The following is an 11,179-nucleotide window of genomic DNA, read 5'->3' as shown; positions in this document are numbered from 1 at the left end:
TTTGCGGTGTACACGGACTTGGTTACTGGCCGAGATTACTGTGGGAGCTGGCTTGCCAGCGATGGCGGTGCGTCAGTCTGCACGGGTGGTGGCTGACACGGACCCATCGCTGGCAAGCCAGCTCCCACAGGGCTTTGTGGTGATTGCGGGATTGCGCGCAGGGAACAAGCCTACTCGCGAAGAGCCTCAGGCCGGCGCCCAGCGCCGGTGTAGCCAGCGCGCGAACGCATCCAGCGCAAAACCCAGTACGCCGATCAGCAGCACCATCGCCATCAGTTCCGAATACGCCAGGCGATCACGCGTATCGAGGATGAAGTAGCCCAACCCGGCGCTGACCCCGAGCATCTCGCACGGCACCAGTACGATCCACAAAATGCCGATCGACAGCCGCACCCCGGTCAGCACATGGCCGAGCACGCCGGGCAGGATCACCTTGCGCAGGGTTTCCCAACGGGTGGCGCTAAGACTACGACTGAGTTGCAGCCAGCGCGGGTCGAGCTGGCATACGCCGGCCACGGTGTTGAGCAGGATCGGCCACACCGCGGCAAAGGTCAGCAGGAAGTAGATCGGCTGATCACCGACACCCATCAGCATCACCACCACCGGCATCCACGACAGCGGCGAAATCATCCGCAGAAACTGAAACGCCGGCGTGGTTGCCGCTTCCAGATGCCGGTAACTGCCAATCATCAAGCCCAGCGGCACACCGATCAGCAGCGCCAGCAGCAGCCCGACCAGAATCCGCTTCAGGCTGACCAGCACATGCTCGTACAGCTCCGGGCGCAGCAACAGTTCGCCGAGGCTCGCCAGAGTTGCCTCGGGTGAAAAGCGCAACGCCAGGCTGTCGTTGTCGCCAAACAGATGCACACCCAGCCACCACAGCAGCAACAGGCACAACAGCCCCGCGACACCCAACAAACCCTGCACGGTCAATGAAGATCGCTGGCGCATCAGAGGCCGAACTCCTCGCTGCGTTCGAAGCTTTCCGGCAGGCCAAAGGTCTGCATGCCGCCAACAGCCGCGATGGCGTTGCGCACGAAGCGATCATCCACCAGATCCTTGGCGGTCTGCTGCGGATCAAGGCCGGCGAGGAAACCCTTGTCACCCTCGATCAGCGTGTCCTTCAGGCGCTTGACCAGTTCCTCGGTGTAGCTGGGGAACGGATACGGCTGAAAGTCGATGCGCTGCTCGTCCCAATGGCTGTGCTGGATCGCGCCGCTGGCCAGATACTGCTCGCGGTCGCTGCTGGCCGGCGACAGCACCCGGTCGAGCACCGGTTGCGCGTGCGGCGTGTAGCGATTGGCGCCGTCCCTGGACAGCAGTTTTGCAGCTTCGGCGCGGTTGTCGCGGGTCCAGACCTGCGCCTTGACGATCGCGTTGACGACTTTCTGCGACCACTCGGGACGGTGATTCAGATCCTGCTCATGCATGAACACCACGCAGCAAGCGTGATTACGCCAAACGTCACCGGTAAAACGCTGTACGCGGCCAACCTTGAGTTCCTCGGCCAGCGCGTTGAACGGCTCGGCGACGATGTAACCAGCGATGCGTTTGCTCGCCAGGGCCGGCGGCATATCGGACGGCGGCAACACCAGCAGATTGACTTCGTTCGGCGCCAACGCGGCGCTCGCCGATTTGCTCACCGGCACCAGCCCGTGATCGCGGAACAGCTGCTGCACCACCACGTTATGAATCGAATACCAGAACGGAATCGCCACCGATTGCCCACCGAGTTGCTTGACCTCGGTGATGCCCGGCGCCACGGTCAGGCCCGAGCCGCCGACGTGGTTCCACGCCACGACCTTGGCCGGCACCTTGCTGCCGTAACGCGCCCACACGGTCATCGGTGACAGCAGATGAATCACGTTGACCTGCCCGGAAATGAACGCCTCGATCACCTGCGCCCAACTGCGCAGCAGCACCGGGCGCTCGGCCTGAATGCCTTCGGCCTCGAACAGCCCGTTGTTGTGCGCCACCAGCAACGGCGTGGCGTCGGTGATCGGCAGATAACCGATGCGCACCGGCGCGTTCGGCTCGGCAGCGGCACGGGCATTCAAGCTGTTGAGCAACGGCAACGCGCCGCCAGCGGTCAGCAACGCGCTGAGTTTGAGGAAGTCACGACGTGTGTGAGTAAAGTCGTCCAGGCACATGGTCAATCTCCGACGTAGCGGGCACAGGTTGAGTAACGGGATTGCGGCTCGCCCGCCGAAGGGTTTTGAGGATGTCGATGCGCAGCGCGCCCAGTTCCTCGACCAGCTCGGCACGCGGCTGAGGCAGGTCGATGCGCCACTCGCCGAGGATGTGCGCCGGGCTGTTACCCAGTAGCAGAATCCGCTCGGAGAGCAGCAGGGCTTCGTCGATATCGTGGGTAATCAATACGGCTGCGGTGTGGTGCTCGGCAATCAGTTGCAGGAGCAACTGCTGCATGTCGGCGCGGGTGATTTCATCCAGCGCACCGAACGGTTCATCGAGCAACAGCACCTGCGGCTGACGGGCCAGACAACGGGCCAGCGCGGTGCGCTGGGCCATGCCGCCGGACAGCTGCGCCGGGTGCTGCAACCGCGCGTGTTCGAGGCCGACCGCAGCGATGGCGTGGTCGATCCGCGCCTTGCGCTGCTCGGCCGTGAGATGCGGCTGGCGGGCGAAGTCGAGACCGAAGGCGACGTTCTTTTCCAGGGTCAGCCACGGCAACAGGCTCGGGTCCTGAAACGCCACCGCCACCCGAGGGTGCGCGCCGGTCAGCGGTTCGCCAAGCAGGCTCACCCGGCCCTGCTGCGGTGCCTGCAACCCCGCCAGGACACGCAGCAGACTCGATTTGCCGACACCGCTGGGGCCGAGAATCGTCACCACTTCGCCGGGCTGCAATTGCAGGTCGAAGTGCTCCAGCACGGTGTGCCAGCCCTGCTCTCGCGGGTAGCCGAGGCTGATGCCCTGCGCCTCCAGCACCGGCGCGGTCATGCCGTCGCTTCCCGTTTCTGCCGCTGCAATTCAGCGCGCAGTTGCACCAGGCTCGGCGTGACGATCGGCACGAACGCCGACTCACGCCAGCGCCGGGCGAAACCACTGCCGTGCTCGGTCAGATAGGCCTTGCCGCCGCTGGATTGCAACTCCAGTTGCACCGCATTGGCGGCGGATTCGGCCAGTGCGATGCGGATCTGGAACAACGCGCCCGGCTGGGTCAGGAAGCGCCCGTCATGCAGGCCCTGCTTGAGCGCATCGACGCTCCGAGCCAGTTGCTCGCGTTGTTCTTGCAACGGCTCCAGCAGAATCGAACGACCGTTCTGTAAATGTCCTTCGACCTCGGCCAACGCACGTCGCGTCAGGCCCAGCGCCATGCCGCACTGCAAGCCAAGAAACGCCGGGCGCACCGCCGGCAGAAACTTGCGAGCATCTTCATGCAGCAGCCATTCGCGACCGACCGCCACTTGCGCGAAATCGATGGCGGCAGTGTTGCTCGATTGCAGCCCCATCAGTTGCAGGTCGGCGGAACGTGTTACACCGGCCGCGCCATCCGGGATGGCTAGCACGAAGGGTGAACCGCCCGCCTCATGCTCGATCGCCGCCGCCACCACAAAACCGCTTTTGCGCAGGTTGGTCACCCAATGCAGGCGCCCGTTCAAGGCCCAGCCGTCAGCGGCACTGGCGGCGCGCACTTGCAGTGCCTCGATGCCTGACAGGTACTTCATCGCGTTGGACAAACCGGTGGCGCCGGCCAGTTCTGCGCTGAGCAGTGAAGGCAGCAACTTTTCCCTTAGTGCAGCGTTGGGACTGTGCAGCAAGTATTCGATAAAGGCCCTTTGGCCCCAGAATACGAACGCCGCTGCCAATGAATGGCTGGCGACGGCGGCCAGGGTTTCCACGGCATCGCTGACGTGACCACCGCTGCCGCCCAGCGCCGGGCTGACGCCGACCCGTAGCACCCCGGCCTGCGCCAGTTGTGTCAGCACCTGTTGCGGATCGCCGTCGCCCGCATCCAGGGCCTGGGCGTTGTGTTCCAGCCATTGCATCAATGCCGGATTGAGCATGTCGTTTCTCTCCTTGTACGCAGCCGCATCAACCATAGACGATGCGGCCCGAAGCGCTGGCGGATTACGCGCGATACGCCGCCAGCTCAGGGTTGAGCGGCGTGTCGGCGAATACGTTGGCGAAGTTGCACAGGGTCGCCAGGCTGATGCCGAGGATCACTTCCAGCGCATTGCCTTCGGTGTAGCCGGCGGCCTTGAATTGGTTGAAGGTCTGATCGCTGACCTTGCCCCGGGTAGCAATCACCTCGCGGGCAAATGCGGCCAGGGTTTCCAGTTTTGCCACGGGCACAGTGGCTTTTTCACGCAGCGCACTGACCACTTCCGGCGGCAGTTTGGCCTTATTCAGCGCCACGGCGGTATGACCTGCGACACAGAAATCGCAACCATGGTTGGTCGCGGCAATCAGTTGCACCACTTCGCGCTCGGCGAGGCTGAGTTCGGACTTGCCATTGAGCGCCGATACCGTAACGTAGGTTTCCAGTGCGGCCGGGGCATTGGCCAGCACGGCCAGCAGGTTCGGAATGAATCCGGAGTTTTTCTGCGCATTTTCCAGAAACGGTCTGGCGGCTTCGGGAGCGCTTTGCACGGTGTGAAGAGTGACGCGCGACATGGAGTGGACTCCTGCTGTTGAGTGTCCGGCCAGTCTGTTGGTTATAAAAATTTCGATCCATATTCTAAAGTAGCGATTACTTGCTCCTGAGTGTTTCCATTAGATGATTTCGTCCAGCCCCCTGGTTGATTGGTTATTAGAAAGCCTCGAACTCGATGCCAGCCTGTTTCACGTCGGGCGCTATTGCGGTGGCTGGCATGCAAGTACGCACGGACTGGCGCGCGCCAGTTTTCACTTGATCGTGCAGGGCCGCTGCTGGCTGCACATTGACGGGCAGGAGCAGTCGATAGTGTTGAGCGCGGGAGATGCGGTATTTCTGCTGCGCGATCTGAACTACCGCCTCTCCAGCGCCGAAGAGCCGGCCCTCGCCCAAACACTGCCGCGCAGGGCCATGACCGCGCTCGACAGTCAGGCACAGGATGGCGTCGGGCTGGTCTGCGGGTTCTTTCATTTCAAGTCCGGGCTGTCGTCGCTGATCATCGAAGGCCTGCCGGACTGGATCATCCTGCGCGCGGGCGATCCTTCTTCGAGCGCGGCGCGAGCCTTGTTCGAGTTGATCCTGCAAGAGTGCGAACGCTTGCCGGCGCCCTCCTCGGCGCTGCTCGAACGCTTGAGTCATCTGCTGTTTTTGTATGTGTTGCGCCAACAGATGGCCGACAACCAGAGCCTCGGCGGCCTCGTGGCTTTGGCGCGCAATCCGCAGTTCGCGCCGTTGCTGGACCAGTTGATCGAACAACCGCAATTGCCGTGGTCGCTGGAGAGCATGGCGGCGAGTATCGGCCTGTCGCGCTCGGCGTTTTTCAAACGCTTCAACGAACTGGCCGGGCAATCGCCGGGGCAGGTATTGCTGGCGTTGCGCATTCGGCATGCCCGCCAGTTGCTGCGGGCCAATCACACGGTGGAACAGGTGTGCGCGGCCGTGGGCTATCAGTCGATCGCCGCATTTACCCGGGCGTTTGCCAAGTCGGTGGGGGTGCAACCGGGGGCTTATCGCAAGCAGCATGAGGGGCGCTGAGCGACGCGTTAGTATGCCGTCGCTGCTGGAAAGCACCGAGAGAAACTGTGGGAGCGAGCTTGCTCGCGAAAGCGCCGGCACAGGCAAAATCTCCAGCGACTGATACACCGCTTTCGCGGGCAAGCCCGCTCCCACAGTGGATGGTGTAGATCAGCGGATCTGTGTACACCGCAAAAACTTGTGGGAGCTGGCTTGCCAGCGATGGCGTTGGTGCATCCAGCATCTTTATTGACTGAACCGGCGCTTTCGCGGGCAAGCCCGGCTCCCACAGGGGAGATGTGTGGATCACGGGATTTATGCACGCCACGAGACCTGTGGGAGCCGGGCTTGCCCGCGAAGGCGGCGGTACGTTTGGCATCCTGGCTTGGTTCGTTCCTTATTCCACTAATCAACCACAAAACCATTTTTTAATCTTTTATTGCTATTAACCTCGCCCTCTATAATTGCGCCCCTGTACTCAACTCATAAAAAGGGATGCTTCATGCAAAGACGCCTGTTACTGGCCGCACTGTTCGTCACTGTCGCCGGTTGTGCCAGCCCGCCGCCTGCCGCCGTTCACACCCATGCCCCCGCCAGTTCAACCCTGCAAGGCGACGCCACGCGTCCGGCGCAGGCGCAATGGATCCGCACCGAGCTGTACTTCTCGGTGGGCACCGTGGATGGCAAGGAAGGCGCGGTCAGCCCGGCGCGCTGGCGCGAGTTTCTCGACAAGGAAGTGACGTCGCGGTTTCCCGACGGTTTCACCGTGTTCGATGCCTATGGGCAGTGGCGTGATCATGGGGCGAAAGAGCCTGAGCGGCTGAGCACCAAGGTGATCGTGATCCTGCACGAGAACAATCCACAGAACGCCGGCAACATCGAGGCGATTCGCCTGGCGTACAAACGCATTACCGGGGACTTGTCGGTACTGCGCCTGTCGCAACCGGCCGACGTTTCGTTTTAATCGCTGATCTGCCCCAGAGCTTGCCGAGGCGTCGACGCCACGCGGCTCAATCCCGCCAGCAGCAGCGCACCGACCAGCAACACGCCAATCCCCAGAAACGCGCCCCACCCCACCACCGTCACGCTCGAATAGAGCATGTACAGGCACAGCCCGAAAAACACCAGCGGCAACAGCGGGTACAACGGCACCTTCACCGGCCTCGGCACCTCAGGGAAAAGCCGGCGCAGAATGATCAACGCCAGGCTGCTGAAGCTCAGAAACAGCCAGTACACCGGGGTCAGGTACTCGACCATGGTGTTGAAGCCGCTCTGGGTGAAACTGCCGAACAGCACCAGCAACAATGCCACCGCGCCCTCCGCCAGCAAGGCTTTGCGCGGCACGCCGTCGCGTTCGTGCCACTCGCCGAAGCGACGCAACTGCGGCACATCGCGGGCCGCGGCATAGGTGGTGCGGGCGCCGACCAGCAAGGTCGAGTTGATGCTGGCGATGGCCGCGATGCCCACCATCAGCAGAATCAGCAGCACCCCCGGCGCACCGAATGCACGGTTCAACAGTTCCACCGCCGGTGCGTTGCTCGCCGCCAGTCCGGCGAATCCCAGGCCTCGCACAAACGCCCAGTTCAGCGCCAGATAAATCGCCATCAGCAGCGTCAGCGCACCGAGCATGGCGATGAAAATTCCTCGCCGCCCATCGCGCACTTCCGCCGATAATGTGGCCGCATCGCTCCAGCCGCCAAACGCCAGAAACACAAAAATCATCGCCGCGGAAAACCCAGCCATACCGGTGTTTTCCGGCGCAACCGAAACGCTCGCTGGCGCTGCTTCAATCCCCTTCCACGCCAGCCACACCCCGGCGCTGGCGATGCTCAGAAAGCCCAGCGCCAACAAGCCCACCAGCAAGGTCTGAGTGATGAAACCGATGTGCTTGCCAGTGAGATTGAGCAGCACCAGCGCGGCGATCACCCCGCCAGCAAAAAGCCCCAAACCGTATCGACCGAGCGGCACCACGGCATTGACGTAATCGGCAAACATGAACGCCGACAAGGCGATCCAGCCCGTGTGCATCACCGAGAAGCGTGACCAGGCAAACAGGAACCCCATGCGCTCGCCATAGGCGGTGCGCAGAAAGTGATAGTCGCCGCCAGGATGTGGGAATGCCGTGGCCATTTCGGCAAAGCACAACGCCCCGGCCATCGACGCCAGGCCGCCGAGCACCCACACCCAGTAGAAATATGCCGGCCCGACGTTCAGCGCCACGGTCGGCGCGGTCTTGAGGATGTCGGTGGTGATCACCATGCCCAGCGTGATCAGCAGCGCCTGCAACACTGGCAGATGGCGCTTGGGGCCGTTGGAGTGATTCATGCAGAGTTCCGCAAAAAGTCCGCCATCCGTGGCGGTTCGACTCAGAAGCCGTAAGTGGCGCTGGCGTAGTAATACGCGCCATTGGTGCCAATCGGCGACAGCACGTCATACGGCAGGTTGCCGCCGTAGTTGATCGCCGAGCCGGAGCGTTCCGGGTAGTTGTCGGTGAGGTTGTTGCCGCCCAGGGCGACGCTGAATTTCGGGGTGAATTTGTAGGTCACCTCGGCGTCCAGTTGCCACACCGCGCCGTAGGTCTGCTCCGGTTGCGAATCGCCAAAGTCGAAGACGCGGGTGGTCTCGCCCTGACGGGTCAAACGCCCGAGCAAGCCCCAGTGTTCGCTGGCCCAATTGGCGGAAAACACGAAACGATCCTTGGGCGCGGCGTCAGTCAGGGTGTTGGTTTCTTCAACGCCGACCAGTGCATCGTTGCCGATACCCAACGCCGTCAGTTGCGAAGGCGTGCCTTTGGTGCTGGTGACTTTGGTGTGGTTGTAGGTGTACGCGGTGGTCAGGCCCAGTTGCCCTTCATACAGCGGCTGATGGTAGTTGAGCACCAGCTCGGCACCGTGGGTGCTGGTGTCGGCGGCGTTGGTGAAAAAGTTGACGTCATGCACCCCGGCCACGCCGAAGTTATCGTTGATGTATTGCTCCATGGCGTCGCTGCCGATGCGCTGCGACAGGGTGATGCGATCCTTGACGTCGATGCGGAACACATCGAGCGAGGCATCGAAGCGCTCGTTGAGCTGGAAGGTCAGGCCGAGACTGAAGTTCTTCGAGGTTTCCGGATCGAGCTTCTCGGCCCCCAGCGCGCGGGCGATCGGGTCGTTGACCGAGAGCACACGAATATCGGTGAGCGTGCCGCCTTCGCCGAAGTTGCTGGTGGTGTTCTGAAAGCCGCTCTGCGCCAGCGACGGCGCGCGGAAGTTGTTCGACACCGCACCGCGCAGCGCCCACTGCTCGGTCAGTTTGTAGCGACCGCTGAGCTTGCCGGTAAGTTTGCTGCCGGCATCATCGTAATGTTCCCAGCGGGTGGCGGCGTCGACGAAAAAGCGGTCAGTCAGATCGCCCGACAACTCGGCGTAGGTAGCAAACACATTGCGGTCCAGGTCCGACTCTTCGCTGGGGCGCAGACCGTTGGCGCCATCAGCGCCGGAGCCGATGTAGGAGGCCGCGTCACCGGCGTAGGTCAGGTAGTTTTCGTAGCGGTATTCACCGCCCAGCGCCAGCACGAACGAGCGTCCGCCGAGGCGCAGTTCGCGGCTGAAATCGAGGTTGGTGGTGGTCTGGCGCAGCTCGTAATCGCCGGTGTCGAACCGGGTCGGCGAGTCCTCACCGAGGCTGACGTTGAGCGTGCGGCGGGTGGAGCCGTCGAAGCGGTTGCGGCCATGGGTCACGCTGCTGTCGAAGTCCCAGTCTTCGCCGATCATGCCCTTGAAGCCGGCGGTGGCGGAGACATCCTTGTTGTCGCCCAGCGACTGCGGCAGGTAGCCGTTGGGATAGAACTGCGGCTGCTCGTAGGGGTAGCGATAGAATTCGGCGCCGGTGGTGTGGCGCTGGTTGTAAGTGCCGAAGCTGTAAGCCTTGCCACCCGCCAGCGGCAGCTCACTGTTGAACCACAGGTTGACGTCCCGCGCCAGGCCGTCGCCCATCACGTAGTTGCGCTGGTCCGGGGTATCGGCAAAACCGTCGAAACCGGCGCGGTTGGTCGGATTGCGATTTTTGTACTCGGTGCCGCCGCGAATGAACCCGCCCTCTTCGCCCAGGCGCGTGCCGATCTTGGCGGTGGTCACGCTGTTCTGGCCGTCGGTGGTGGTTCTGCCGATGGCGTCCTGATGAGTGTGAAACGCGCCGTAGCTGGTGGACACTTCACCGCCCTCGGGGGCGTCGTCGAGGATGATGTTGATCACCCCGGCAATCGCGTCGGAACCGTACTGCGCCCCGGCGCCGTCGCGCAGCACTTCGATGCGTTTGATCGCGCTGATCGGGATCGAGTTGAAGTCCACCGGCGCCGTGCCGCGACCGATTTTCGACGAGTCGTTGACCACCGCCGAGGTGTGACGGCGCTTGCCGTTGACCAGCACCAGCACCTGATCCGGACTCATGCCGCGCAGCTGTGCGGCGCGCACATGGTCGGCACCACCGGAATTGGACTGACGCGGCATGCTGAACGACGGCAGCAACGTCTGCAGCGCCTGGCCCAGTTCACCGTCAGCCGCGCCCGTGGACTTGAGATCGGCGGCGGTCAACACGTCCACCGGCACGGGAGAATCGAGCACCGTACGTGCCGTGCCCCGAGTGCCGGTGACCAGCACGGTACCCAGCCGTGTGTCATCGTCAACGCGGGTGGAAGTGTCTTCGGCTTGCGCCGGAAGTTGCCAGATCGCACCGACCACCGCGATGGCCAGTAATGAACGCGAACGCTGATACATGTGACAGCTCCTTTATCGCAGCTAATACCCGGCCGTTACCGACAATAAAGGGTCGGCAATCAATGCACGGCAATGTCTGCTGTAGTTATGGAAATCAGGAAGGCGGTGAAGGCTGATTAGTGACTGAAGCGCAGCATCCCCAAAGTCAGCTTCTCCGTTGAAAACCGATGCTAGACGGGCTGAAGGCTTGCCGTAAAAGAACCAATAACACTTAGGTTAGATCCGGCTGAATAGTTGTATTTAGAGCAACACAAGTGTTGTTCCATCAACACTTAAACCAACTAAAGATCAACTAACTAAAATGTAGACAACTTCCCTGTGGGAGCTGGCTTGCCAGCGATGGCGTTGGCACATCCAACGTCTTTATCGACTGAACCGGCGCCTTCGCGGGCAAGCCCGCTCCCACAGTGGATTGTGTCGATCAGCGGATTGGTGCACGCCGCAAAACCTGTGGGAGCTGGCTTGCCAGCGAAAGCGGTGTATCAGTCAATAAATAAGGTGGCTGAACAGGCCCTATCGCTGGCAAGCCCGCTCCCACAGTGGATTGTGTCGATCAGCGGATTGATGCACGCCGCAAAACCTGTGGGAGCTGGCTTGCCAGCGAAAGCGGTGTATCAGTCAATAAATAAGGTGGCTGAACAGGCCCTATCGCTGGCAAGCCAGCTCCCACAGTGGATTGTGTCGATCAGCGGATTGGTGCACGCCGCAAAACCTGTGGGAGCTGGCTTGCCAGCGAAAGCGGTGTATCAGTCAATAAATAAGGTGGCTGAACAGGCCCTATCGCTGGCAAGCCAGC

9 protein-coding genes are annotated in these 11,179 nt (G+C 62.1%); 2 read left to right on the top strand and 7 right to left on the bottom strand.

The window, feature by feature from the left end:
* Positions 1-186: 186 nt before the first annotated feature.
* From AB1J88_RS05095 to AB1J88_RS05075, 5 genes are all read right to left on the bottom strand, one after another.
* Positions 187-951 carry an ABC transporter permease gene (locus tag AB1J88_RS05095; RefSeq protein WP_430290403.1) on the bottom strand — a complete coding sequence of 255 codons (765 nt, stop codon included), beginning with the start codon at positions 949-951 and terminating at the stop codon, positions 187-189.
* Complete coding sequence (locus tag AB1J88_RS05090; protein WP_430290402.1) at positions 951-2,150, bottom strand: ABC transporter substrate-binding protein; 1,200 nt, start codon at positions 2,148-2,150, stop codon at positions 951-953. The genes AB1J88_RS05095 and AB1J88_RS05090 overlap by 1 nt, the downstream gene beginning before the upstream one ends.
* Complete coding sequence (locus AB1J88_RS05085) at positions 2,116-2,958, bottom strand: ABC transporter ATP-binding protein (RefSeq protein WP_430290401.1); 843 nt, start codon at positions 2,956-2,958, stop codon at positions 2,116-2,118. Before AB1J88_RS05085 ends, AB1J88_RS05090 begins: the two co-directional genes overlap by 35 nt.
* Complete coding sequence (locus AB1J88_RS05080) at positions 2,955-4,025, bottom strand: acyl-CoA dehydrogenase family protein (protein ID WP_430290400.1); 1,071 nt, start codon at positions 4,023-4,025, stop codon at positions 2,955-2,957. Before AB1J88_RS05080 ends, AB1J88_RS05085 begins: the two co-directional genes overlap by 4 nt.
* Before the next feature lie 64 nt (positions 4,026-4,089).
* Positions 4,090-4,635 (bottom strand): carboxymuconolactone decarboxylase family protein, encoded by a 546-nt coding sequence (locus AB1J88_RS05075; protein ID WP_041074663.1) that lies wholly within the window; start codon positions 4,633-4,635, stop codon positions 4,090-4,092.
* Between the two features lie 103 nt (positions 4,636-4,738).
* Here AB1J88_RS05075 and AB1J88_RS05070 point away from each other — a divergent pair, with 103 nt between their 5' ends.
* Together AB1J88_RS05070 and AB1J88_RS05065 are read left to right on the top strand one after the other, a co-directional pair.
* Complete coding sequence (locus AB1J88_RS05070) at positions 4,739-5,650, top strand: cupin domain-containing protein (RefSeq protein ID WP_430290399.1); 912 nt, start codon at positions 4,739-4,741, stop codon at positions 5,648-5,650.
* A 481-nt stretch (positions 5,651-6,131) separates the two neighbouring features.
* The gene (locus tag AB1J88_RS05065; RefSeq protein ID WP_430290398.1) at positions 6,132-6,593 is read left to right on the top strand and encodes a DUF3574 domain-containing protein; all 462 of its coding nucleotides are present in this window, start codon (positions 6,132-6,134) and stop codon (positions 6,591-6,593) included.
* Here the strand turns inward: AB1J88_RS05065 and AB1J88_RS05060 are convergent.
* Positions 6,590-7,954, bottom strand: a complete 1,365-nt coding sequence (locus AB1J88_RS05060; RefSeq protein ID WP_430290397.1) for an APC family permease — start codon at positions 7,952-7,954, stop codon at positions 6,590-6,592. The two genes, AB1J88_RS05065 and AB1J88_RS05060, sit on opposite strands and share 4 nt — an antisense overlap.
* 41 nt (positions 7,955-7,995) lie before the next feature.
* Positions 7,996-10,383, bottom strand: a complete 2,388-nt coding sequence (locus tag AB1J88_RS05055) for a TonB-dependent receptor plug domain-containing protein (RefSeq protein ID WP_430290396.1) — start codon at positions 10,381-10,383, stop codon at positions 7,996-7,998.
* Positions 10,384-11,179: the final 796 nt, after the last annotated feature.

It is taken from the genome of Pseudomonas sp. S8 (genome assembly GCF_050473925.1).
Classification (GTDB): Bacteria; Pseudomonadota; Gammaproteobacteria; order Pseudomonadales; family Pseudomonadaceae; genus Aquipseudomonas; species Aquipseudomonas parakoreensis.
Note: the sequence above shows the minus strand (reverse complement) of the source record. Positions and strands in the feature narration are given on the sequence as shown.

Bases quoted from the DNA above. Each gene is read 5' to 3' on its own strand.
- AB1J88_RS05095 (WP_430290403.1), bottom strand. From the start codon at position 951: ATGCGCCAGCGATCTTCATTGACCGTGCAGGGTTTGTTGGGTGTCGCG.
- AB1J88_RS05090 (WP_430290402.1), bottom strand. From the start codon at position 2,150: ATGTGCCTGGACGACTTTACTCACACACGTCGTGACTTCCTCAAACTC.
- AB1J88_RS05085 (WP_430290401.1), bottom strand. From the start codon at position 2,958: ATGACCGCGCCGGTGCTGGAGGCGCAGGGCATCAGCCTCGGCTACCCG.
- AB1J88_RS05080 (WP_430290400.1), bottom strand. From the start codon at position 4,025: ATGCTCAATCCGGCATTGATGCAATGGCTGGAACACAACGCCCAGGCC.
- AB1J88_RS05075 (WP_041074663.1), bottom strand. From the start codon at position 4,635: ATGTCGCGCGTCACTCTTCACACCGTGCAAAGCGCTCCCGAAGCCGCC.
- AB1J88_RS05070 (WP_430290399.1), top strand. From the start codon at position 4,739: ATGATTTCGTCCAGCCCCCTGGTTGATTGGTTATTAGAAAGCCTCGAA.
- AB1J88_RS05065 (WP_430290398.1), top strand. From the start codon at position 6,132: ATGCAAAGACGCCTGTTACTGGCCGCACTGTTCGTCACTGTCGCCGGT.
- AB1J88_RS05060 (WP_430290397.1), bottom strand. From the start codon at position 7,954: ATGAATCACTCCAACGGCCCCAAGCGCCATCTGCCAGTGTTGCAGGCG.
- AB1J88_RS05055 (WP_430290396.1), bottom strand. From the start codon at position 10,383: ATGTATCAGCGTTCGCGTTCATTACTGGCCATCGCGGTGGTCGGTGCG.